We start from the raw sequence: 23097 nt of genomic DNA, 5'->3' as shown, positions 1-23097 counted from the left end.
TTGCACGTTAAAATTAATAATTTCGTAACATTTAAGGAGTATCTTTTTGTACATTTGCGGTGAAATTAATTTATCACTTACACTTACAAAATGAGAAACTTGAAGAACTGGATGTTGTTTATCGTAATGGTGATTACGTCAACATCTGCATTTTCACAAAACAAAGTAAAGGGTACGGTTATCGACGGTGAACTTAATATGAGTTTACCTGGTGCAACTGTATTAGTGAAGGGAACACAAAATGGAACATCTACAGATGCAAATGGAGTGTTTACTTTAAATGTAACTGGCGATAAAGGAGAAGTTGTTATCTCTTTTATTGGTTATCAGTCTAAAACAGTGGCTTTCAAAGTTGATGCAAACAAAGTTGCAAACATTGGAAACATCGTTTTAAACCCAGATGAAAACATGTTAGCGGATATCGTTATCATGGGAGTTGCGGACGTTGCTAAAGACCGTAAAACTCCAGTTGCTGTATCTACAATTAAAGCAGCAGAGATTCAAGAAAAATTAGGATCTCAAGAATTTCCTGAAATCTTAAACACAACGCCTTCAGTGTATGCATCTAAAGGTGGTGGAGGGTACGGAGACTCGAATATTAATATTCGTGGATTCGACCAAAGAAACGTTGCTGTATTAATTAACGGTATGCCTGTTAATGATATGGAAGGTGGAGCTGTATACTGGTCAAACTGGGCTGGTTTATCAGATGTTACTTCTGCAATGCAAGTTCAACGTGGTTTAGGTTCTTCTAAGATTGCAATTTCATCTGTTGGAGGAACTATTAACGTGTTAACACGTACTTCTGACGCACACGAAGGAGGATCTATCTCTGCAGGTGTGGGTACAGGTGATTACTTCAAAGGATTAGCTTCTTATAATACAGGTGTATTAGAGAATGGTTTATCTGCTTCAGTATTATTAGGTTATACAAGAGGAAGTGGATATGTTGAAGGTACAGGATTCGAAGGGTATAACTATTACTTAGGTTTAGGGTACAAATCAAAAGATTCTCGTCACAATGTTCAATTTACATTCACTGGAGCTAAACAAGATCACGATCAACGTTCTACTTCAGTTTCTATCGAAAATATCCAAAAATGGAACGATGGGAAAATGGACAAGAGATTTAACCCTGATACTGGATTCTATAACGGAGAGCGTTTTAACTTCAAATCGAACTACTACAATAAACCAGTGATGTCAATTAACTATGACTTCAATATCAACGAAACTTGGACTTTAGGTGCTGTATTTTACGGATCTTGGGGTCGTGGTGGAGGAACTGGAACAATTGGTGGTGGACCAAACGGTTACAGAGATTTCGGTACAGAAGTTAGAGATGCTAACGGACACGTGCGTTTTGACGATATCGCTGCTTGGAATAGAGGAGAGAAAATCGCAGATTGGGGTAATACAGGAAATCCTTTAGTTGATGATCCTAATAACCCAGGTCAACAAGGTCATTATGTAATGGCTTATGATTCAAGAAATAAAAGTAGAGGTGGTTGGGCACGTCGTTCAAGTATCAACTCACATGACTGGTACGGAACCGTAATCAACATGAATGCTAAAGTAAATGAAAACTGGACAGTTGATTTTGGTTTAGATGGACGTATTTACAAAGGATACCACTACCAATTATTAGACAATTTGTTAGGTGCTGACGGATATTATGTAAATAATAATAAAAATAACGGAGGTCAACATTATGTAGTTGGTCAAACGTATGATGCTAAAGCGTCAATGAACCCATGGGTAGACTGGAACAATAGAGAAAAAGTAGGATACCACAATGACGGAAACGTAAAATGGTTAGGAGGATTTGGACAAGTTGAATACTCTAAAAATGACCTTTCAGTTTTCGTTCAAGGTGCAATCTCTAACCAATGGATGCAACGTGTAGATTACTTTAACTACGATCGTTCTACTGAAGCAGGAGCAAAAGATTACAAAACTGACTGGGAAAGTATCTTAGGAGGTAGTATTAAAGGGGGAGCAAATTATAACATCAACGAAAACCACAATGTATTCGTGAATTCAGGTTATTTCTCTCGTCAACCGTTTATGAATAATGGAGTGTATTTGAACAATACAAATACATTAAACCCGAACCTTACTAATGAGAAAGTATTAGGCTTTGAAGCAGGTTACGGATATAGAAGTCATAAATTAAGAGCAAATTTAAACTTGTATAGAACTTCTTGGAAAGATAGAGTAACTCGTGCGACAGGTAGATTTGATACTGAAGAAATTGGATCTAATGGAAAACCAGTTCAAGTTAACGGATATGCTACTTTAGTAGGAGTTGAGCAAATTCACTCTGGTATGGAGATGGACTTCATTTACTACCCTGTAGATAAATTAACTGTAACAGGATCTTTCTCATGGGGTGATTGGAAATATGCATCAAATGTAACAGGTACATATTACAATGAAGAAACAAATGAACCAATTTATGTTGAGCCAGGAAACCCTGCATCAGGATTCAAAACGCATACATTGTATATCGATGGAGCAAAAGTAGGTGGAGCACCACAGTTGATCGTAAACTTAGGAGCTAGCTACGAAATCGTGAAAGGATTAAAAATCGATGGTAACTACAGATACAATGATAACTTCTATGGATCTTTAGCAATTGATAAAGCGGATGCAGAAGGTAAAAGTGGTTCGATGAAGTTACCTGCATTTAACTTATGGGATGCTGGATTATCTTACAGAATGGAAGTTGGTAAAGCAAAACAAAATGCATTAACAATGCGTTTCAACGTGAATAACTTATTCGATACGACTTATATTGCTTCTGCAAGAACAAATATCGAAGCAACTCCAGAAAGTACAACTTGGAAAGGTGTTGATGTTCGTAACGAAGTTATGTTAGGAGCTGGTAGAACTTGGAACTTTACAATGAGATTTAATTTCTAGTAAATTTTCTAAATGATAATATAAAAGGATGGTTAGTAATAACCATCCTTTTTTTGTTGGTGACCTTGCCATTTTTTTGTAAGTTGGGGTACATACAGATTTGTGTATAAACGATATAAAATAAAACAATTTGATGATGAAGAGAAAACACGTAAATAAAGAATTAACGGTTTCCGAAATCTGTTTTGGCGGAAATGTATTTGGATGGACATTGGATGAAAAAGCCTCGTTGCGTATGCTAGATGAACTGCATGAACAAGGCATTAATTTTATCGATACGGCTAATAGTTATTCTCATTGGGTAGCAGGAAATGTGGGTGGCGAATCAGAACGCATTCTTGGAAAATGGTTCGCTGAAAGCAAAAAAAGACAAGATGTGGTATTAGCAACTAAAGTAGGTGGCGGTATGCAAGGGGTTGAACGCGGATTAACGAGACAACAAATCATTGATGGAATTGATGCTTCTTTGACTCGCTTGCGCACTGATTATGTTGATCTATACTATTCGCACCATGATGATTTGAACGTAGGAGTTGAAGAGATTATGGGAACATACCAAGAGCTTATTCAAGCCGGAAAAGTTCGCGCTCTTGGTGCTTCTAATTTAAGTGGGGAGCGCTTGATGGCGAGTAATCAAATAGCTTTAGAAAAAGGATGGACACCTTATATTGCGTTGCAACCTCTTTACAACCTCTATGATAGAGAAAAATACGAATCAGAGTATAAGAATATAGTGTCAGATACAAAACTCGCTGTAATGCCTTATTTTGCTTTGGCAAGTGGTTTTTTGTCTGGCAAGTATAAATCAACAGCGGATCTAGAAGGTAGCGCTCGTAAAATGATGATGGAACACTACTTAAATGATAGAGGATTGCGTATTTTAGATGGACTAGCTCAAATCGCTTCCAAGCATGGGGCAACAAGTGCTGAGGTGGCTATTGCGTGGTTGCTGTTTCAAGAAACGATTACATCACCTATTGTCAGTGCAACGAATGCCGCGCAAATGCAAAGTTTGATTCGAGCTACCCAAGTTAAATTGGATTCAGATGATTTAACGCTATTGGAAGTGTGTAGTGCATGGAACTAGAAGAAAAAGGTTTTCTTCCAGTAAAAATAACAGGTATAAAAAAACGCGTTTGTATAACTATACAAACGCGTTTTTTTTTATTAAAAAGAAACTAAATCAAGCGTTTTGCTTCCAGTTTCTTGTTTGCCGTAATAGTATTGGTCTTTGACCTTGAACACAACTTTGTATTTTGGATCCTTAGGATCAAAATTGTTGTAGTATCTTAAATCGGCTAATTTATCTTCTGGCAGGGTCAAGGTTGGATTAGGCTCTAACTCACGTGTTAGCGCTCCCGTGGCAATCATTGCTGTAGCATTGTAGTATTCATTGAAAATACTTGTTCGATTTGGTGAAACCATCAAATAAGCAAAGATATCTCTGCCAGGAGTTAGCGTTTTTTTCAAGTCTGATACTCCACCAAACGTTAGGATATAACTGTCCTCATAAGGATAAGCCGCAATAGCTTGAGCATTGTAATCCATCATGTTAAACAAAAAACGCTTGGTTTTTGTAAAGGAACTAGCTTTGTCTCGACCAAAAGCATTATCGGATATTTTTGAAATATCACCGATTAAAAAATCTGCTTTTTCCTTTTTGTCTAAACGAAACGTTTTGATGGGTACTCCAGCAAGATCGCGAATAATAAAGTTGATGTACTCTCTCGTAAAACTTGCTTGTATTAGTTTGTCATCAAACATAAAAGAGTTAGAATCAAAAATTAGGGATTTTGATATATCGTAATTTTGGTTGAAGACTTGTGTGTTTGTTTGTTTTGTAAGTAAATTAACAGATAAACAAATTGTTCTTAGTTTGGAGTTGTCTAAAGTAATATACAAGTTGCTGTCAAATACATAGAGTTTTCGTTTTGCAGAAGCTTTTATTAATGAGGTACGTTGATTGGCGACAATAGGAGTTACCATAGACGATTCTTTTCGTGTTTCTTCTCTTAGTACGCTATATAAATCGGTTTTTTCGTTGTGTCTATTGAAAAACTTCTGATCCGAAAAATTTAAAAGTGTACTCGATACAAGCGAAAGATTTGCATCAAACTGTAAAAGCTTTAGGTAATTGGAGTTTTTGACTACTTTGAGTATATAAAAAGATTGTTCATAGGTAATATAAGCAAGAACCTGTTCGTTGTCTTCCTTTATGGAATAAGACTTGGCTGTTGTTGTGCTTTCTTTTAAATCGGTATGTAAGGCGTAAACTTCCTTTTGACTCATTCAAAAGGTAGTTAGGACATGATCATCTTTCATTAGATAGGAAGCAAAAGTTCCCTTTGCTTGATGTAAAGGGATCAGTAAAGATTGTTCAATGTTGAGATCTTTAGATAACTGAGCAAATTGCATGGAAGTCTCTTCGAAAAGGAAAAAGCAGTTTTTTTCGCCTCGGTTAAAATGATAGACAGCATTGATATTGGCTAAATCCGTTGGGATTTTCGCTTCTACAACCTGTGCTTGTCCTACTGTTACAAAGCTTAATAGTATCAGTGTTGAAAAAAATTTAATCATAAGGTGTTTTGGTTATTTAACACAAATATAAACTTTGTTTTAGTCTCTGCAAGCAATAAAAAAGGGAACCGATAGGCTCCCTTTTTTATATTTAATTAATAGTTGCTCCGTTTTTTACACCCTCTTCATCTGGGTTGACGAATACTAATTTACCATTAGCATCTTCTGTCATCAAGATCATTCCTTGACTTTCAACACCGCGTAAAGCTCTAGGCGCTAAATTCGCAAGAACAGTTACACGTTGACCGATGATATCTTCAGGTTTAAAGTGTTCTGCAATTCCCGATACAATGGTTCTCACATCGAGTCCTGTGTCTACTTTTAACACTAAAAGTTTATTGGCTTTCGGCATTTTTTCTGCTTCGATAATCGTTCCTACACGAAGGTCCAATTTAGCGAAATCGTCATAGGTAGCTGTTTCTTTTTGAGGTTCTACTACCGCATTTTCAGCTTTATTTGCTTGCTTAGATGCTTCTAAGCGATCTAGTTGTTTTTGAATTTCTTCATCCTCAATCTTAGCAAATAATAGTTCCGCTTCTCCAATTTGGTGTCCCGCCTTTAGTAAAGGTTGATCAACCTCTACAGCCGACCATGCGATTGGCGTTTCTAAGCGCAAGATTGATTTTAATTTTGTCGCAGTAAACGGCAAGAAAGGCTCCGCCAATGTGCTTAAAGCAGCAGCAATTTGCAAAGCAACATACATTTGTGTTTGTACGCGATCTGCATCTTCCTTGATTAACTTCCAAGGCTCTTCATCTGCTAGATACTTATTCCCTAAACGAGCTACATTCATCATTTCACCCAAAGCTTCTCTAAAACGGTAGCGGTCAACCGAACTCTCAATCACTGCTGGATAGGCTCTTAACTCTTGTAACGTTGCAATATCCACCTCAGAAAAAGCATGAGGTTGAGGAACTACTCCGTTGTAATATTTATTGGTTAATACCACTACACGGTTGATGAAGTTTCCAAAAATAGCAACTAATTCGTTGTTATTTCTCGCTTGGAAATCTTTCCATGTAAAGTCATTGTCTTTTGTTTCAGGTGCATTAGCAGTTAGTGCATAACGCAATACATCTTGTTTGCCTGGAAAATCTTCTAAGTACTCATGCAACCAAACGGCCCAGTTTTTAGAGGTAGACAATTTGTTTCCTTCTAAGTTTAAGAACTCATTAGCAGGTACATTGTCAGGTAAGATGTAGCTTCCTTCAGCTTTTAACATTGCAGGGAAAATCACACAGTGGAAAACAATATTGTCTTTTCCGATGAAGTGAACCAATTTAGTGTCTTCAGATTTCCAGTAAGGTTCCCAATCTTTTCCAACGCGTTGTGCCCATTCTTTGGTTGATGAAATATACCCAATAGGAGCGTCAAACCATACATACAATACTTTTCCGTCAGCTCCTTCCACTGGAACAGGAATACCCCAATCTAAATCGCGCGTCACAGCACGAGGCTTTAAACCATCATCTAACCAAGATTTTACTTGTCCATATACGTTGGGTTTCCAGTCATTTTTATGCCCCTCTAGGATCCACTGACGCAAGAATCCGTCGTATTGATCTAAAGGTAAAAACCAGTGTTTCGTTGATTTTAATATCGGTTTACTTCCTGTAATCGTCGATTTAGGATTGATTAAATCCGTTGCATTTAGTGAAGTACCACATTTTTCACATTGATCTCCATAGGCTTCTTCATTCGCACATTTTGGACAAGTTCCCGTTACAAAACGATCGGCCAAGAATTGTTGTGCTTGCTCATCATATAATTGCTCCGTTACCTCTTCAATAAATTTTCCCTCGTTATACAATTTCTTGAAAAATTCAGATGCTGTTTGATGGTGAATAGAAGAAGAAGTACGCGAATAGTTGTCAAAAGTAATACCAAAATCTTCAAATGATTTTTTGATTATACCATTGTATTTATCGATTACCTGTTGAGGGGTAATACCTTCTTTTTTTGCTTTCATAGAAATAGCCACCCCGTGTTCGTCGCTTCCACAGATGAAGGCAACATCTTTGCCTTGCATTCGCAAGAATCGAGCATAAATATCAGCTGGAACATAAACACCTGCTAGGTGTCCAATATGGATTGGCCCATTGGTATAAGGCAATGCCGCAGTTAGCGTATATCTCTTCGGATCTTGTATCATAAACTATATTCTATATGAAATTAATAAGAATGCAAAAATAAACAATATTGCTGGAAGTTGAATGGATTATTTTGAAGTGTTTTTTTTCGCTTTTTACCCAAATTGGACAACAAAAAAGGCAAAATCAATTTGATTTTGCCTTTTTTACGGATATTAAATAATAAAATAACTACATTATGGTAGTGGTTGTCCCACTTGAATATCACAACGGTGTCCTGGTTGCCCATGTGGAGGATTGATTTTTCCACTACTTGCTGTTTGCCCTTGCTCTTGCATGATACGACCTTTTGCCTGATCATTAACCAAGAAAGGTTGACCTTGACTTGATGGTGCAGGTGCAGGAGTAGCTGATGCTTGCATGCCTCCTCCAGCAGGAGCATCTAATGGTGTTCCTACAGGAATGTCACAACGGTGCCCTGGTTGCCCATGTGCAGGATTCAACTTACCGCTAGCTGCAGCTGCTTGATTCGTTGTGGCTGGTGTACTCGCTACAGGTGTAGTTGTATTTTGTGCAGGGGTAGCTTCTTCTGCTGTTGCAGGAGTAGACGTACTTGCTGGTTGTTCTGTCGAAGCCCCATCAATGGTTATATTAGAGGGCTCTTTACCTGTGTCTTTACAAGCTGTTAAACTTAAAAGCAACAAGGATGATACTGCAAATAAATAGTTCTTCATGATTAGTTAATTGGTTTGTATGGTAAACTTAACTATTTTTAATTGGAATAAAAACGATTAGAAGTTAAACCTTATTCTTTATTTGTGTTTTTTTCTGTACTGCTTTCTTTCAAATCTTCTTTCATTTTGAAAGAAGTCATGCCAGAAGAGCTGTTTTCTTTAGTTCCGTGCATGGGAATTTGAACGGGTTGTGCCGTTGTTGTCGTAGTCGGTTGTTCCAACTTGATACGCGTTGGCTCTTGTGTTTCTTTACTTTTATCTGTACAACTCCACAGTGTGAGAAGTACAAAGGAACTAAAAAAGAGAAATGATGCTTTCATGTAGTTGAGTTTTAAAATAGTATTAGACTATGCCGAGGTTACCTCTTGTATTTCTAAGTTGGTCAATGCAACTTTCTTTTTCTTTAAAAACAAAAGATACACTGCTGAAAAAATCCAAGCAAACCAAAACAGGTAAAATCCCATATGGAAATTGCTCTTCATATATTTGTGTGACGTAGTCGTAAAATCAAGATAGGTATAGTAAGCTGCACCAAGACCAATTAATATCGTGAAGACAGCTACCGTATTGGCTATTTTACTCGGGGTAAAATACTTGAAAAAGGCAAGAATGAGGATCAGAAAAGTTTGAACGGCAAAAAGAAGCAAAGCCGTTTTCCAAGGAGATTTAAAAACCAAATACTCTTTGTATACAAACGTAATACCCATTCGACCGATAAAGGACATTTTCGAAATTAAAAACGCCATAAGTATAGCCAAAAGCGCTTGGATTAAAACCAAGATAAATATATTCTTTCCCATTTGTTACTTTGTGATTTTCCAGCCCGTTTCTTCAGAATATTTCATTTTGAATTTTCTAGTAATAAATTCAGTATGAGGTGATTTGTCTTCTTTAAGAAAATGAAAAGGCGTAGGGCTCTTCTTCAGCATAACCGTTGCTGTTGCCGATTTTTTGCCCTTGGTATCTAATTGAAACCCATTGTCTTTATCGACCAAATACTCAATGGTTTTAATTTTAATTTTATTGTTTTTTTGCTCTAAGACAAAAGGGTGAGCCTTCTCCGTTAGTTTGATGGTTCCTTGCCATAAACTATCTTTAGAGAGAAAGCGTTTCTTTGTTGAAAAATCTGAGAGACTTAGGTAACCGTCATCCGCCAATTGTTGGTATTGTTTGATAAGTTCTCCGTCTTTTTTGGTTCTTAATTTTGTTTCTCCAACTGTAAAGGTCGTGCTTTCATAGATGGGTTGTGTTTCCATATAAGCCTCAATAGCTGTAATTGCCTTAGAGGGATTTAAAGACTTGTTATCACACGAGATAATGGTGGTTGCCAACAAGAGTACGCTGAAAAAGGATAAGGTGATTCTACGCATTTTTTATTTCAAATGTACAAAAAAGTGAACGTCCGCGCTGTATATTTTTTAAATCAGTTTATTTTTTATAAAACAAAGACAATCAGGAAGATAAAAAGAGTGTTGTTAAAGAAAATAAGCTAATTATTTGACTGTTGAAGTTCTTTTTTTTTAGAATAATTCCTACATTGGGTGTTTAAAGTAAAAGAATGAAAAAAATAGGTATTTACACTGTGTTGAGTTTGGCTTTATTAGGCTGTACACCCAAAGAAAAGGATAAAAAAATAGAAAAGGAACTTGTTACAACCGCACCTCTGGTGTTAAGTTTAAAAGAAGCGAAAAAGATCATTGCTTTGCCGTTGCACTGCCTTCAACAAGAGTATCCGAATAAGTTAGGACAGGTTTTAGGAGCTGATGCGGATTTAAAAACACCCAAACAATTGCGTCCTATTTTTTATGGTTGTTTCGATTGGCACTCAGCGGTTCATGGGTATTGGTCAATTATTGAATTGATGAAGCGCTTTCCAGAGCTTGAAGAGCAGCACCATATTCGCGAGCGATTAAACACACTGATTACGGCAGAAAACGTACAAGTAGAAATGGCCTTTTTTGAAGATCCTAATAATAGAACTTTTGAACGTACCTATGGTTGGGCTTGGCTTTTTCAGTTACACGGAACGTTATCTACCTGGGAAGACCCTGATGCACAGCGTTGGGCAAAATTAATAGAACCTTTAGCTGATATACTAATCGAGCGCTACCAAGAGTATTTACCAAAATTGAATTATCCAATCCGCACGGGAACACACGACAATACAGCCTATGGATTATCCCTCTCTCTAGAATATGCACGCTTGATGAAAAAAACTGCGTTTGAGACGCTCTTAATTGAAACGGCTAATCGCCTGTATGCAAAAGATGTTGACTGTAACTTAGCTTTTGAACCGAGTGGACATGATTTTTTATCTCCTTGCTTGGAAGAAGCGCGTTTGATGAGTAAAATACAAGATGAAGCGACGTTTAGAACGTGGTTAACCGCTTTTTTACCTGCTGTTTTTACTGCGGATTTTCAATTAGCTGTAGGGCAAGTATCCGATAGAACCGATGGTCATCTCGTCCATTTGGATGGATTAAACTTTAGTAGAACTACTTGTTTGACTGATTTATCTAAAAAATTACCAGAATTAGCTCATTTAAGAGCCATTGGAAAACAACATTTTGATGCTTCTTTTGGCAACATAACAGATGATGACTATATGGGAAGTCATTGGTTAGGAACCTTTGCACTCTATGCTTTAGTACATCAATAAAAAAAAGGTTTCGCTTGCGAAACCTTTTTTTTATCCTATTCTTAACCCATTTTTTACGGGTTTGTCTAAGCTCATTAGGGTTACTTCTTTTCCTTCTACTGCTCCCATAACCAAACATTCACTCATGATATTGGCAATTTGTTTGGGTGGAAAATTGACCACAGCAATGACCTGTTTTCCAATTAACTCTTCAGGAGTATATAATTTTGTAATCTGGGCTGAGGTTTTTCTCATTCCAATTTCTTCTCCAAAATCAACTACTAATTTATATGCAGGATTGCGGACTTCTTTGAATTCTTCGGCTTGAATAATCGTACCAACGCGCATTTCTACTTTCATGAAATCATCCCACGTTAGCGTATTATTGTTGCTGTTTTCCATAATTTAAGTTTTGTGTAAACTCAAAAATAAGGAAAAATTAAAACATAAAAATTGTCAAATGCGAAAAAGATGAAGTTCAAGAGGTCGATTTTAAAATAAAGTCAACTGTGTATCCTCTTCCATCGGTTGAGATAAAAAAGGATAATAATGAATGATGTCAAACTGTCGACGCTCCGTATTGAGTCGACGAAGAACAACTAAATCACAACAAAAAGAAAGTTGAGGTTGCTCAAACAAAGCATATGCTTGCTGTATTTTGGTGTCATCGAGCTTGCGTCCAATAGATAAGTGAGGATCTGTACATTTATAAGCATTTTTTAGCTGTAAGGTACGAAACAATTTTTGTGCGTATGTCTTTAACTGTGGTTTGGCTAGTGGATCTACCTCCAAAAAAAAAGTTCCATTAGGGTAAGTACCAAAAGAAGATAAATGCGTTTCTACCGGTGTAAATCCGTTACAACAACGGGTAATTTGTTGATGCATGCGCTGAATGTCTTGTTCACTGGCTTGAAATTCAGCAATCGTTAAATGGGCTAATGAATTTTTACTGTTGAACCAACCAATAACTTCTCCCAATTGTAATTTCATCGCTTTGACTTGTTCTATTAAAGCAAGATCAGGTTGAAAACAAAGGGAATATTTATCGCTATACATAATGGTTTACAGTTTACGGTTTATAGTTATCAGTTAACTTTTTGATTTAATGACATATATATTCTTTAATCGATAATCTGGCGAAAAAGCAACTTGCGAAAAATGAAAAAGAAAATCTAAAGGTTATCGGTTTAGTTCTAACACTTTCACACCTCACCATCACATCATCACACCTTTTCAACAATTAAAAAAACGCTCTCAACTGTACGCTTCCCGTGTGAATGGTTGAGGTTGATTCATTGCTTCGGCCTTGGTAATTCAAACTCAAATCTAAGTAATTTGTTAGATTTTTTTGAAACATCAAACGCCAAGTCATGTTTTTTCCTGGTTGTAATCCCTCAAGCATTTGATACCCAATAGGGGAAAAAGCATTTCCAGTAAAGGTATTTTGAAAAAAGGACAATTCTCCATTCACTGTAAATAATTTTACTTGATTGAATGTGAAAGAAGAGCCAAGACGGTGTTGCTGTAAATTTTCAAAATCAGCGGTTTGATTTTTCTTTTCTTGAAACGTGTAGAAAAGATCAACCTGAGCCTGTGAGGAAAATAAATAAGATAACTTGGTTTCGAAACCTTGAATTTTTAACTCGTAGTTTTTACTGGCATAAGAAGGGGATATAGTCTCTTGTTTGGTGGTTTTACCCAAAAGATCAATCAACCATGTTTTTCGAATCAAGTGATTATATCCCAATTGATGGGTTTGGATTTTATTTTCAGTTGATCCATAAGATAACAGATTTTTGTTTTTGGACTTGGTATACATATAAGTTACACTATGGCGTTTTTTTCCGCGGTTATAGTATAAGTAATTGTTGAAATTCTCTAATAAACCAACCATTTCTTCCTTGTCAGTTGTAAAAGGATGTAGTCGGAGCTGGTTGCCTTTTTTTAAGTCTTTTCGATCTATACTATACGATGTTTGATTATAAAAGAAAGCCAAAATCCGTTTAATTCCTGTTGCGTTTTGCCATAAAGCCGCAGGATTTAACGTTAAGGTTTGCGTTAGTTTATTTTGATTGGTTGGTAAGAAAACCTGACTAGGCAAATATAAGCGTACATATTTTCCTAAATCAGGGTAAGGAGCTAGTTCAAATTCTTCCAGTTCTTGAATGCCATTGTTGTTGTAATCAATCCACATGTATTGTCCACGACCTGGTTCAACTTCTAAGTACGTAAATTCTTGTTGGGCAATCGTTCCAGAACTTATTTCATATAATGTGTGAGATTGTACAAAACCTTTAAAATATTGATCGCGGTAGGTTAAGATACTATTGATGGTGTTTTCCGTTGGTTTATCTTCCGCAACAGGACGAACAGAGCGATAGTTTGCATAGAGATTCAAATCACGCGTTTCTGATTTCAACAGTTGAGACTTGACGTAAAAAGTATGCGCTTTTGAGAAGCGTTCAAGTTGATTGTTTTGGATGCTATCGTTGAGCCTGAATTGATAACCTAATTCAATATTTTGCCCTAAAGAGTCTCCTTTTCCTACAAATAAATCAAGAGAAGAATAACGGTGACTCATCGGATTGAGTACTTGTGTTTCCTGAAGTGTTTCTTTGTTTTGTTCAAAGGCAAGACGTGTACCCACATACGTAGATTCCCAGCTGTGTTTAACCTGAGAATGACTCTGTATAAAGGTGGTCTTTTGTAGTAAACCATCGGCTTGCATGAGGCTGTTTTTTGTTTCAATTAGCCAAGGCTTCGATTGCCAGTTGGCCATTAGGTTTTGGCGATAACCCTTATAATCATCACCAAAGTTGAGCTGTTCAAACAGGTATGTGGCGGTTGCTTTACCCGGAATTTTAAATTCAAGACCACCGGTAAGTAAGCTTTGATTGCCTGTGGTATACTGTAAATTCCAATCGCGATCAAATTCAATGGAAAATAGATTTTCTAAGGAATGAAAATTCTTGTGAATAAACTGAACATCTGTTAGCACATTAAGTTGTGCTTGGTCACGTGTCCATAAACGCTGTTTTCCCTTTAGAGCAGTAGCCCAACCGTTGTTTTGTTCCTGATCCAAGGAGGAAAATAGATTGGCATCGTGATTGCTAAAAGCGAGTTCGACATCCAACGACGTTTTTTCTGATGGACGATATGCTGCATTAAATGTGGCAATGGTATTTTTAATTGGAGCAACAAGCTTTACTACAGGAGAATAATTTCCCTGTGGAACACCGTGAATAGGAGCTACATATTCATAAATACGTCCGATGGATTGCGTGCTTTTTAGTATATAATCTCCCTGATTATTACCAACTGCCGTAAAGGTTACTTGGTAGAGCTCGGCATCAGGATTGGTTGAAAAAACAAAATAAGGTTGTCCATCTGTAGTTTGTTCTTTGGTATACAATACTTTATTTTCAGAATAGGTATCTCTATAGGCAGAAGGAGCAATCATTTTGTTGGGATCATTACCAGCTTGTTTGAGGATGTCAATTTGCTCTTCGGTTAAGCTTTGCTGTAGCGTTTGATTTTTTAAATCGGTTTCCGTAAATACGGTAACACCAAATTGCCAAGCTTGCGTTTCGTGTTGGATATTGCCATAGCCAACAAAACGCGTATAGTTGCGGTCAGTATACTGATATTCGATTGCTATTCGCATGTCTGAGGTAATGGGGTAACGCGTTGTAAATCGCAATTCACCCGAATTGTAATCGATCACATAGTCGTTGTCTTCCCCTCGTTGAAGCAGTAAACCATTGACATACACTTTTTCTGAACCAGATACAATTAGGATGTACAATTCGCCATTACTCCCTTTGAGCTTATAAGGTCCTTGGTTGCCTTCTTGCCCCGTAAAAGTACTGCGCGTGTATTGTCCTCTAGCCAATGCTGCCGCCGCTTCGATTGTTGTTTTAGCTTCGTCTTTTTCAAAGACAAAACGCGTAGATAATCCTTGTACTTTTTTGTTGAAGTTTAGAAAACGACGCGCTCTATTTTCTAAGAAAATGTCTCCTGCTCGAATGGACCAATCATCTGAGAATAGTTCAATAAATATTTGATCAAATTCATTTATTTTTTGAGAGTACCCACCATATTGCAAGGGAAGATTGTTGTCTTGAATGGAGGCGCGAATCTTAACGCGATCAGACAAATTTCCTGTGATTTGTAAATCTAAATTCGATGAGGTAACTGCACTTTGATTGGTTCCCATGGTCAGTCCTCTTGATAAGCTTCCCATGGTATTTAACCCTTCAAACGGTACAAAAGCAGGTCGATTGTTGGTCTGATGTTGATAGGTAAAACTACCCGCTTCGTTGGGAACAATACGCGAAGTATCATAGTAACTAATCGGAGAGGTAAGAAAAGAGGGAAGCTCTAAATAGTAAAGAGTTAAAGGAAATGCAAAAGTTGTTTGTAACAACGTAATGGTATTGGTTTTAAAATCAACTTGATAAGCTGATGATGGAACTACTACTTGCTGTGCATCTCGAATTTCAAAATAACTATTGTTTAATGGAGCAGAGGGAAGCTGAAATGTGGTTTGATTTTCTTCCCAAATCTGTTGTTTATACAGCGAGTTTCCTTCTTGTGCAAAAGAACAAGAATACCAAAAAAGGAAAAGAAATAAAAAACGCTGTAGCTTCATCTATGTATAAACTCCATTTCGTCAAAAGTAGTGTATTTATCATAATATTTAACAATGATATCTACAGCCGAAGAATGAAGCGCATAACGGTATGCCGCACGGAAGAATTAACTCAATACTCGATTATTGTTGTACGCTGTTTACTTCAAAAACAATTTTTTTGTGAAAAAATCAAGAGCTATACTGTGCTTTGTAATCTTGTTCTACTTCTTCATACGGGACTTCTTTTCCCTCTTTGTTGTAAAAAGTTTCTTTTCCTCCTTGATGTCGGTAGCGATGGAGCTTGCCGTCTTTGTAATATGTCCATTCATTACCTAGTGAGTCGCCTTTTGAATTGAGCGCCCCATCTTCATAATAGCTGATGTATGCATTTAACTGCAGATTGTCTTTGTAATTCGACTCCGTTTGCAATTGTCCATTTTCGTAATAAAACCTTGCTTTTCCTTGGCGTTGACCTTCTACATAATAATATTCATAGTTTAATTGTCCGTTGTAAAAATAATACCTCCAAAAACCGTTTTCTTTGTTGTCTTTAAATTGGATGTCGTATTCTTTATTTCCATTGGGATAAAAGGTAGTGGCCTGGATGTGTTCCCCCTGTTTATATAGATGAATAGCAGTTATTTGTTTGCCCAAGTAATTGAGAGCTTCACCTGTATAGGGTTCGTTGGAGTCTTTGCTGTAGGATAGTCCTTTAATTTCGACTAAATCATCTAGGGTGTATTCTTTTTTATGACATCCTAGTACAAGGGTTAAAGACATAATAAATAAAGTTGTTTTTTTCATTTTCTCCTTGATGTCGGTAGCGATGGAGCTTACCGTCTTTGTAATACGTCCATTCATTACCTAGTGAGTAGCCTTTTGAATTGAGCGCCCCATCTTCATAATAGCTGATGTATGCATTCAACTACAGATTGTCTTTGTAATTCGACTCCGTTTGCAATTGTCCATTTTCAAAACTGTTGATAATTAAATTGACACTGTAATCTATGGTTTCTCCTGTAAATAGTGTTTGGGTATTTGGTACATAAAATAAACCCTTACTTTTAACTAAATCCTCTATGCCATACTCTTTCTTTTGACAGCTTTGAATTAGGAGTAGAAACAGGAAGGGTGTGATACTATGCCTTATCTTCTTTGTATAAAAATTTCGTGTTGTGTTTGTACAAAGCTGTTTCCTGCGCTGGACAGCAGAGGTAAGGTAACGTAAATATAGAGCTTGCTGTTCTGGCTAATTTTGAAATTAGACAATTTAAACGATTTCATTACCGAAATTCCCTGCTCCACAATCGTTGGTTCAACTAAAGAATAATCGTTATATAAGTAATTGTTTATATTGGGATTGATAAGTAAAGTGATGTTTGTTGGAGCTCCAAGATATTCCTTATACAAATAGCTCAATGTATATCCTTTGAGGTCATTGTTGCCTTTCACGGATACTTGCGCTTGAATATCAACGGTATCATCAGTATACACATCGTAGAATCCATAGACAAAGGAGGTAAACATTGTTGTTTTAACTCCGCGCTCGGTGGTTGGATTGGGATATTTAAGGTTGAGGGAACCTGCAGGAGATAGTTTAGCAGATCCTTCTTCAGAATGAATAAATCTACTGTAAACGATTCTCCTCTCATCTAGATAGCCAAACTTCGTATTGTACGAAGGCATTTTGTAGGGTAAAGTCATCACTTAGTTAGTTATGAAGTTAGATACTAGTGAAGTAGCTTTTTCTAGTAGAAAACTAGGCTAAGTCACTCTTTTCAGGAATGTAATTCCCGAAAAGAGTACTACCATTTACCATGCCAAAAAGCATTTATTCTTTAGTCACCATTTGCATGGTTTCTCTGTTGACTTGTTTCAGCAATAAAGTTTTATCTTGTAAAATGCGATCCGCTGAGGTTTCGTCAAAATGGCGAATCGTATAGAGAGAAACATTCTCGTTATAACTCACGCGGTATTGATCGTTTAGTTTTTGACGCAATTCTTCGAAGTGATTGAACTTGTCTTCCACACAAACCGAAAAGCTAATCGCTGAGTTTTGAATGACATTAACTTTGATGTTGTATTCACAAAACAGTTTAAAGATATCACTGATATTTTGTTCCATGATGAACGAGAAATCTTTCGAAGACAGTGAAATCAACAACTGGTTTTTCTTGACAATAAAACAAGGAATAGCAGGTTTTAAATCCGCTCCTCTTGAGACCGAAGTTCCCGCTAGCGTAGGGTTTACAAACGATTTTACATAAAGAGGAATTTCCTTTTGACGAAGTGGTTGTAGGGTTTTCGGATGAATAACAGAAGCTCCGTAAAATGCTAGTTCAATCGCCTCTTGGTAGGAAATTTGTTCTAATAATGTTGTTTCTTCAAAATAGCGTGGATCCGCATTGAGTACACCCGGTACATCTTTCCAAATGGTAACGCTCTCCGCATGTAAAGCATAAGCAAAGATAGCTGCTGAATAATCTGATCCTTCTCTTCCTAAAGTGGTAGAGAAACCATTGTAATCAGAACCGATAAATCCTTGTGTGATATACAATTCTTTTTTGTCTATGGCTTGTGTAATGGCATCACAAGTGATATCCCATTGCACATTAGCATCGCGGTAGGTTGTATCTGTTTTGACTAAATTTCGAGCATCAATCCACGTGTTGTCAATGGCACAAAATTGTAAATAATGATGTAAAATTGTGGTAGACAACAGCTCGCCATAACTGACAATTTGATCGTAAACAAAATTGTAGTTAGGAGATTTATTGTTGAGTAAAAAAGAAGTTAGCGATTCAAACAAGGCTTCTACTGCGCCATATACATCGTGATTTAAGTCGGTAAACAGCCCGTGTAGAATATCGAGGTGATAGGTTTTGACAAGTTGTACGGATTCTGCCAAATCAAACCGATTCTGAAAGTAATTATGCACGACTACTTCTAGTGCATTGGTCGTTTTTCCCATGGCTGATGCAATGAGTAAACTATCCGCATAACCTACGGTGCGCAGTACATGGGCAACGTTTTTTACATTGTCTGCATCTTTAACTGATGCACCGCCAAATTTGTATATTTTCATGTCCAACTAATTTGTTATAAAGGCGTGAATTCCTTGTTCATCCATTTGTACAGTGTACCAATCTTCCAATACAGTAGCACCAGATTTTTTGTAAAATTCAATAGCAGGGGTATTCCAATTTAAAACAACCCATTCCACGCGTTTGACCTGTTTTTCTTTTGCTATCTCTATTACTTTTTTATACAAGGCTAAGCCAGCACCTGTTCCTCGAGCTTTTTCTGTTACAATTAAATCTTCTAAATGAATGGTTTTTCCTTTCCATGTAGAATAACGGTAGTAAAAAAGTGCCATACCGATAAGTACGTTGTCCTGCTCAGCTACCCACACTTGAAAAAGGGGATGCGAACCAAAACCATCGCGAATTAGATCTTCAGCCGTGATGATTACAGCGTCAGGCTCCTTTTCAAAAGTGGCTAATTCTTGAATTAAATTTAGTACAGCTGGCATATCAGCTGGAGTAGCTGTTCTAACATTCATCTCTTTTGTTGGATTTATGGTTAATAACTTCATTTGAATGACAAAATTAACGATATTTGCACAGCAAATACACAACTAAAGAATCATTTTTCCATGACAACAAAAAGACATCAAACCCTAGGGGAATTTATCATTGATAAACAAGAAGATTTCAAATTCTCTTCAGGAGAGCTTTCTCGTTTAATTAACTCTTTACGACTTGCTGCAAAGGTAGTTAGTCATCAAGTAAACCAAGCAGGTTTAGTTGATATTGTAGGAGCTTTTGGTACAGAGAATGTACAAGGAGAACAACAACAAAAACTAGATGTTTACGCGAATGAGATTTTTATCAATACCTTAGTTAATCGCGAAATTGTATGTGGAATTGCTTCTGAGGAGGAAGATGATTTTATTACCATCCAAGGTAAAAAAGGAGATAACGATAGTAAATATGTGGTGTTGATCGATCCTTTAGATGGATCGTCTAATATTGATGTGAATGTGTCAGTAGGAACAATTTTTTCTATTTATCGTCGTGTAACACCTGCAGGAACTCCAGTGCAAATGGAAGATTTCTTGCAAAAAGGTGAAAACCAAGTTGCAGCAGGATACATTGTATATGGATCTTCTACGATGCTGGTTTATACAACAGGAGCTGGTGTAAATGGCTTTACTTTAAATCCTGCAATTGGAACATTCTATTTGTCTCATCCTAATATGAAGATTAAAGAAGATGGAAGTATTTACTCGATTAACGAAGGAAACTATATTCAATTCCCACAAGGGGTAAAAGATTATTTAAAGTACTGCCAAGAAGAACAAGGAGATCGTCCGTATTCTGCACGTTATATCGGAAGTTTAGTTTCGGATATTCACCGCAATATTTTAAAAGGAGGTATTTATATTTATCCAACAAGTACAAAAGCACCAAAAGGAAAATTGAGATTGTTGTATGAATGTAATCCAATTGCTTTTATCATGGAACAGGCAGGGGGGAGAGCCTCAGATGGCTACCAACGTATTATGGAGATTGAACCGACAGCTTTACATCAACGTGTTCCATTTTTCTGTGGAAGTAAAAATATGGTGGAAAAAGCAGAAGAATTTATGGCTTTACACCAATAAAAATAAAACATTAAAAAAAGGGGTTTTACACGTGTAAAACCCCTTTTTTTAATGTTTCAGCTGTTGAATTTCTGTGATAAAAGTGTCAATGTCAACACCTAGAACTAGAAGAGATAAAGCTTTATTTACAATTAAATCAATATCTCCGGTAAAGCCTAATGCAGCAGTAAATTTGCGCAAAATGTCTTTTTGTTTAGGTCCTAACACATGATTGACATATACCATACGAGCTAAATCATATAAACGCTCAATTCGGTTAATCTCTAAATACGGGGGATTAACAGGGTATTTTTCGGGATTGGCCATGATTTTCTCATAGTCTTCAGCTGTGATATCTAATTTATCCGCTAATTCGTTTAGGAATTTAAGTTCTTCTTGACTGATATCTCCGTCAGCTAAAGCAACGCGTACAATGGAAGCAAAATGTCCTTTGTTACGCTCTTTAAAGTCACTGTCATATAAATCTAAATAAGCCATAATACATTCTTTTTTGTTGTTAATTGGTTTAAGGTGTTAATTAGAAGTAATGTACAAAATTTCTTTAGATAAATGCGTGTATTAATTAAAAAAATAATAGTGAAAAACACAGGTAAAAAGAGGGGTTATCGCACTTTTTTATCCCGAGTAAAGAATCAATTACACCAGGATTCTATATTATTTCAAAAGAGGATAGAGAGTCAAGTGAAACTTATGCGTATTTTTGTCGTATATTAAGAGTTATAAAATGGAGGTTTATGTCAAATCCTAAAGTAACTAAGTATGATAAAGCTTATTTGCGTATTGCACGCGAATGGGGACAATTATCATACTGTAAACGCAAAAAAGTTGGGGCAATTATAGTCAAAGATCGAATGATTATATCCGATGGATATAACGGAACACCTACGGGATTTGACAATTGTTGTGAAGATGAAAACGATCAAACTTATTGGTATGTTTTACATGCAGAAGCGAATGCCATTCTAAAAGTAGCTAGCTCAACCCAAAGTTGTCAAGATGCCACCTTATATATTACGATGTCTCCCTGTCGTGATTGTAGTAAACTAATACATCAAGCAGGAATTAAACGCGTGGTTTATGTAGAGGGGTATAAAGATATGGCAGGTATCGATTTCCTGATTAAAGCAGGTGTTGAGGTTGTTCATATAGATGATTTAGAGTAATAAAGGATATGAAAAGAATTTTTTGGCCCCTAATCATTGCAATATCTATTTCACTAGGAGTACTCTTAGGTGGATTTTTAGTGTCTGCCTCTCAACGAACTCAAGGTAATTTCTTTACCAATCACAATAAATTAAAACTAAATCGACTACTTGACTTTATCGAACAAGAATATGTGGATCAGGTCGATACAGATTCTATTGTAGACCGTACGGTTACTACAATATTAGAACAATTAGATCCCCATTCTGTTTATATAGGGAAAGAGTTGATGAAAGAGGTTACAGAATCCATGCAAGGGAGTTTTGTAGGTATTGGGGTACAATATTATCTGTATCAAGATTCTTTAGCCGTAATTAAACCTCTTGAAGGAGGACCTTCTATTCAAGCGGGTATTTTGGCTGGTGATCGCATTCTAAAAGCAAACCAACATCCGTTGTATGGCAAAGAAATTTCTTCAGATACGATCTCCTCAGTACTTAGAGGAGAAGAAGGAACAGCTCTTACACTAGAAGTTTATCGTAAAACCACTAAGGAAAGAAAGAATATTGTAGTAAAACGAGAACCGATACCCCTAAAAAGCGTAGATGTTGCGATAAAGTTAGACAGTCAATATGGCTATATCAAAGTCAACCGATTTGCTAGTACTACTTACGAAGAATTCCAAGCGGGGTTACTCCAATTAATTGAGGAGGGAATTGAAGGGTTGATTATTGATTTACGCGATAATAGTGGAGGCTATATGGATCAGTCGAGTAAGATTTTAAACGATTTTTTGTTGACGGATCAAATCATAGTGAAAACGATTAATCGAGGAGGACAAGAAAAAGTAACCAAGGCAAAGAGCACCAATTTATTTACAACAAAACCACTGTATGTTTTAGTGAATGAAAATAGCGCTTCAGCGAGTGAGATTATTGCAGGTGCTATTCAAGATAATGACAGAGGAACGATTGTCGGACGACGTACATTTGGAAAGGGATTAGTTCAACGCGAATTAATGTTAGGTGACGGCTCAGCCATTCGATTGACAACGGCTCGTTATTATACTCCATCGGGTAGGTCTATTCAAAAAAATTACAAAAACGGTATCGAAGATTATAACAATGATTTCCGTTCGCGTTACGAACACGGCGAATTGTATGCAGCAGATAGCATCAAGGTAGCAGATAGCCTCCAATTTAAGACGTTACAAGGTAGGATTGTTTATGGAGGAGGGGGAATTGTGCCAGATGTGTTTGTGCCAATTGCCAGAAAACACGGAGAAGAAGCCATCGTGATGATGATGAAATCTGGTATGGTGAGCTATTATGTCTTCCAAGAGATAGATAAAGAACGTCAAAGGTATAAGGAGATGACAACCGAACAACTCATCGAACACCTTCAAGCTGATAAAAAAGAATATAGTGACTTTAAAGCGTATTTAGAAAGTAATAAGTTGTTCTTTAAATTTGATCGCCATAAAGAATTAGTAATGCATTTTCTGATTGCTGAATACTTGAATCAATTAAAAGATCAAAAGGATTATTATCAATGGTTGTTGAAAACAGATCCGATGGTTTTGAAAGTAACTAACAGTTAACGGTTATCGGAAGTTTGTCGGCTAAAACCTATTTTTCATTTTCTAGAAAAATAATATATTTCAGTAAACTTTACCCATAACAGATCACTCA

General features: G+C 36.6%; 21 protein-coding genes. 6 read left to right on the top strand and 15 right to left on the bottom strand.

The window, feature by feature from the left end:
• Positions 1-90: 90 nt before the first annotated feature.
• Positions 91-2925, top strand: coding sequence for a carboxypeptidase-like regulatory domain-containing protein (locus H4K33_RS12900; RefSeq protein WP_182649617.1), 2835 nt, complete (start codon positions 91-93; stop codon positions 2923-2925).
• A gap of 133 nt (positions 2926-3058) precedes the next feature.
• A complete protein-coding gene (locus H4K33_RS12895; RefSeq protein WP_370576680.1) occupies positions 3059-4012 on the top strand; it encodes an aldo/keto reductase in 954 nt (317 codons plus the stop codon).
• An 80-nt stretch (positions 4013-4092) separates the two neighbouring features.
• Here H4K33_RS12895 and H4K33_RS12890 read toward each other — a convergent pair whose 3' ends face one another.
• The 7 genes from H4K33_RS12890 to H4K33_RS12860 all read right to left on the bottom strand — a co-directional run bounded on the left by H4K33_RS12890 (position 4093) and on the right by H4K33_RS12860 (position 9696).
• Complete coding sequence (locus H4K33_RS12890) at positions 4093-5214, bottom strand: hypothetical protein (protein WP_182649615.1); 1122 nt, start codon at positions 5212-5214, stop codon at positions 4093-4095.
• On the bottom strand, positions 5215-5502 hold the full coding sequence (locus tag H4K33_RS12885; protein ID WP_182649613.1) for a hypothetical protein: 288 nt from the start codon (positions 5500-5502) through the stop codon (positions 5215-5217).
• 91 nt (positions 5503-5593) lie between these two features.
• A complete protein-coding gene (metG, locus tag H4K33_RS12880) occupies positions 5594-7654 on the bottom strand; it encodes a methionine--tRNA ligase (protein ID WP_182649610.1) in 2061 nt (686 codons plus the stop codon).
• A 174-nt stretch (positions 7655-7828) separates the two neighbouring features.
• Positions 7829-8326: a hypothetical protein gene (locus H4K33_RS12875; protein ID WP_182649608.1), complete on the bottom strand. Its 498-nt coding sequence runs from the start codon at positions 8324-8326 to the stop codon at positions 7829-7831.
• Positions 8327-8397: 71 nt separating this feature from the next.
• The gene (locus tag H4K33_RS12870; protein WP_182649606.1) at positions 8398-8646 is read right to left on the bottom strand and encodes a hypothetical protein; all 249 of its coding nucleotides are present in this window, start codon (positions 8644-8646) and stop codon (positions 8398-8400) included.
• 27 nt (positions 8647-8673) lie between these two features.
• Entirely contained in the window at positions 8674-9126 is a 453-nt protein-coding gene (locus tag H4K33_RS12865; RefSeq protein WP_182649605.1) for a cytochrome d ubiquinol oxidase subunit II, read from the bottom strand.
• Between the two features lie 3 nt (positions 9127-9129).
• The gene (locus H4K33_RS12860) at positions 9130-9696 is read right to left on the bottom strand and encodes a hypothetical protein (RefSeq protein WP_182649603.1); all 567 of its coding nucleotides are present in this window, start codon (positions 9694-9696) and stop codon (positions 9130-9132) included.
• Between the two features lie 188 nt (positions 9697-9884).
• On the opposite strand from H4K33_RS12860, the gene H4K33_RS12855 reads away from it, so the two are divergent.
• A complete protein-coding gene (locus tag H4K33_RS12855) occupies positions 9885-10985 on the top strand; it encodes a DUF2891 domain-containing protein (RefSeq protein WP_182649601.1) in 1101 nt (366 codons plus the stop codon).
• A 30-nt stretch (positions 10986-11015) separates the two neighbouring features.
• Here H4K33_RS12855 and H4K33_RS12850 read toward each other — a convergent pair whose 3' ends face one another.
• The 7 genes from H4K33_RS12850 to H4K33_RS12820 form a co-directional block, all read right to left on the bottom strand.
• Positions 11016-11366: a tRNA-binding protein gene (locus tag H4K33_RS12850; RefSeq protein WP_182649598.1), complete on the bottom strand. Its 351-nt coding sequence runs from the start codon at positions 11364-11366 to the stop codon at positions 11016-11018.
• Positions 11367-11456: 90 nt separating this feature from the next.
• A complete protein-coding gene (locus H4K33_RS12845) occupies positions 11457-12020 on the bottom strand; it encodes a 2'-5' RNA ligase family protein (protein WP_182649597.1) in 564 nt (187 codons plus the stop codon).
• 184 nt (positions 12021-12204) lie between these two features.
• Positions 12205-15615 (bottom strand): hypothetical protein, encoded by a 3411-nt coding sequence (locus H4K33_RS12840; protein WP_182649595.1) that lies wholly within the window; start codon positions 15613-15615, stop codon positions 12205-12207.
• 171 nt (positions 15616-15786) lie between these two features.
• Positions 15787-16458: a toxin-antitoxin system YwqK family antitoxin gene (locus tag H4K33_RS12835; protein ID WP_182649593.1), complete on the bottom strand. Its 672-nt coding sequence runs from the start codon at positions 16456-16458 to the stop codon at positions 15787-15789.
• Between the two features lie 285 nt (positions 16459-16743).
• Positions 16744-17301, bottom strand: a complete 558-nt coding sequence (locus tag H4K33_RS12830; protein ID WP_182649591.1) for a hypothetical protein — start codon at positions 17299-17301, stop codon at positions 16744-16746.
• Positions 17302-17428: 127 nt separating this feature from the next.
• Positions 17429-18682, bottom strand: coding sequence for an aspartate kinase (locus H4K33_RS12825; RefSeq protein WP_182649589.1), 1254 nt, complete (start codon positions 18680-18682; stop codon positions 17429-17431).
• 6 nt (positions 18683-18688) lie between these two features.
• The gene (locus tag H4K33_RS12820; protein WP_182649655.1) at positions 18689-19159 is read right to left on the bottom strand and encodes a GNAT family N-acetyltransferase; all 471 of its coding nucleotides are present in this window, start codon (positions 19157-19159) and stop codon (positions 18689-18691) included.
• A gap of 93 nt (positions 19160-19252) precedes the next feature.
• Between H4K33_RS12820 and fbp the strand changes: the two genes are divergently transcribed.
• Positions 19253-20263 carry a class 1 fructose-bisphosphatase gene (gene fbp / locus H4K33_RS12815; RefSeq protein WP_182649587.1) on the top strand — a complete coding sequence of 337 codons (1011 nt, stop codon included), beginning with the start codon at positions 19253-19255 and terminating at the stop codon, positions 20261-20263.
• A gap of 48 nt (positions 20264-20311) precedes the next feature.
• Here the strand turns inward: fbp and H4K33_RS12810 are convergent, their stop codons facing one another.
• Positions 20312-20740, bottom strand: coding sequence for a TerB family tellurite resistance protein (locus H4K33_RS12810; protein ID WP_182649585.1), 429 nt, complete (start codon positions 20738-20740; stop codon positions 20312-20314).
• 257 nt (positions 20741-20997) lie between these two features.
• Between H4K33_RS12810 and H4K33_RS12805 the strand changes: the two genes are divergently transcribed.
• Together H4K33_RS12805 and H4K33_RS12800 are read left to right on the top strand one after the other, a co-directional pair.
• Positions 20998-21426 carry a dCMP deaminase family protein gene (locus tag H4K33_RS12805; protein WP_182649583.1) on the top strand — a complete coding sequence of 143 codons (429 nt, stop codon included), beginning with the start codon at positions 20998-21000 and terminating at the stop codon, positions 21424-21426.
• 8 nt (positions 21427-21434) lie between these two features.
• Positions 21435-23006, top strand: a complete 1572-nt coding sequence (locus tag H4K33_RS12800) for a S41 family peptidase (RefSeq protein ID WP_182649581.1) — start codon at positions 21435-21437, stop codon at positions 23004-23006.
• Positions 23007-23097 lie beyond the last annotated feature (91 nt).

Origin of the sequence: Myroides sp. WP-1 (assembly GCF_014145635.1) — a bacterium.
Taxonomy (GTDB): domain Bacteria; phylum Bacteroidota; class Bacteroidia; order Flavobacteriales; family Flavobacteriaceae; genus Flavobacterium.
The sequence above is the reverse complement of the archived record's forward strand: the minus strand, read 5'-3'. Positions and strand labels throughout refer to the sequence as shown.

Bases quoted from the DNA above. Each gene is read 5' to 3' on its own strand.
- H4K33_RS12900 (WP_182649617.1), top strand. From the start codon at position 91: ATGAGAAACTTGAAGAACTGGATGTTGTTTATCGTAATGGTGATTACG.
- H4K33_RS12895 (WP_370576680.1), top strand. From the start codon at position 3,059: ATGATGAAGAGAAAACACGTAAATAAAGAATTAACGGTTTCCGAAATC.
- H4K33_RS12890 (WP_182649615.1), bottom strand. From the start codon at position 5,214: ATGAGTCAAAAGGAAGTTTACGCCTTACATACCGATTTAAAAGAAAGC.
- H4K33_RS12885 (WP_182649613.1), bottom strand. From the start codon at position 5,502: ATGATTAAATTTTTTTCAACACTGATACTATTAAGCTTTGTAACAGTA.
- metG (WP_182649610.1), bottom strand. From the start codon at position 7,654: ATGATACAAGATCCGAAGAGATATACGCTAACTGCGGCATTGCCTTAT.
- H4K33_RS12875 (WP_182649608.1), bottom strand. From the start codon at position 8,326: ATGAAGAACTATTTATTTGCAGTATCATCCTTGTTGCTTTTAAGTTTA.
- H4K33_RS12870 (WP_182649606.1), bottom strand. From the start codon at position 8,646: ATGAAAGCATCATTTCTCTTTTTTAGTTCCTTTGTACTTCTCACACTG.
- H4K33_RS12865 (WP_182649605.1), bottom strand. From the start codon at position 9,126: ATGGGAAAGAATATATTTATCTTGGTTTTAATCCAAGCGCTTTTGGCT.
- H4K33_RS12860 (WP_182649603.1), bottom strand. From the start codon at position 9,696: ATGCGTAGAATCACCTTATCCTTTTTCAGCGTACTCTTGTTGGCAACC.
- H4K33_RS12855 (WP_182649601.1), top strand. From the start codon at position 9,885: ATGAAAAAAATAGGTATTTACACTGTGTTGAGTTTGGCTTTATTAGGC.
- H4K33_RS12850 (WP_182649598.1), bottom strand. From the start codon at position 11,366: ATGGAAAACAGCAACAATAATACGCTAACGTGGGATGATTTCATGAAA.
- H4K33_RS12845 (WP_182649597.1), bottom strand. From the start codon at position 12,020: ATGTATAGCGATAAATATTCCCTTTGTTTTCAACCTGATCTTGCTTTA.
- H4K33_RS12840 (WP_182649595.1), bottom strand. From the start codon at position 15,615: ATGAAGCTACAGCGTTTTTTATTTCTTTTCCTTTTTTGGTATTCTTGT.
- H4K33_RS12835 (WP_182649593.1), bottom strand. From the start codon at position 16,458: ATGAATGGACGTATTACAAAGACGGTAAGCTCCATCGCTACCGACATC.
- H4K33_RS12830 (WP_182649591.1), bottom strand. From the start codon at position 17,301: ATGACTTTACCCTACAAAATGCCTTCGTACAATACGAAGTTTGGCTAT.
- H4K33_RS12825 (WP_182649589.1), bottom strand. From the start codon at position 18,682: ATGAAAATATACAAATTTGGCGGTGCATCAGTTAAAGATGCAGACAAT.
- H4K33_RS12820 (WP_182649655.1), bottom strand. From the start codon at position 19,159: ATGAATGTTAGAACAGCTACTCCAGCTGATATGCCAGCTGTACTAAAT.
- fbp (WP_182649587.1), top strand. From the start codon at position 19,253: ATGACAACAAAAAGACATCAAACCCTAGGGGAATTTATCATTGATAAA.
- H4K33_RS12810 (WP_182649585.1), bottom strand. From the start codon at position 20,740: ATGGCTTATTTAGATTTATATGACAGTGACTTTAAAGAGCGTAACAAA.
- H4K33_RS12805 (WP_182649583.1), top strand. From the start codon at position 20,998: ATGTCAAATCCTAAAGTAACTAAGTATGATAAAGCTTATTTGCGTATT.
- H4K33_RS12800 (WP_182649581.1), top strand. From the start codon at position 21,435: ATGAAAAGAATTTTTTGGCCCCTAATCATTGCAATATCTATTTCACTA.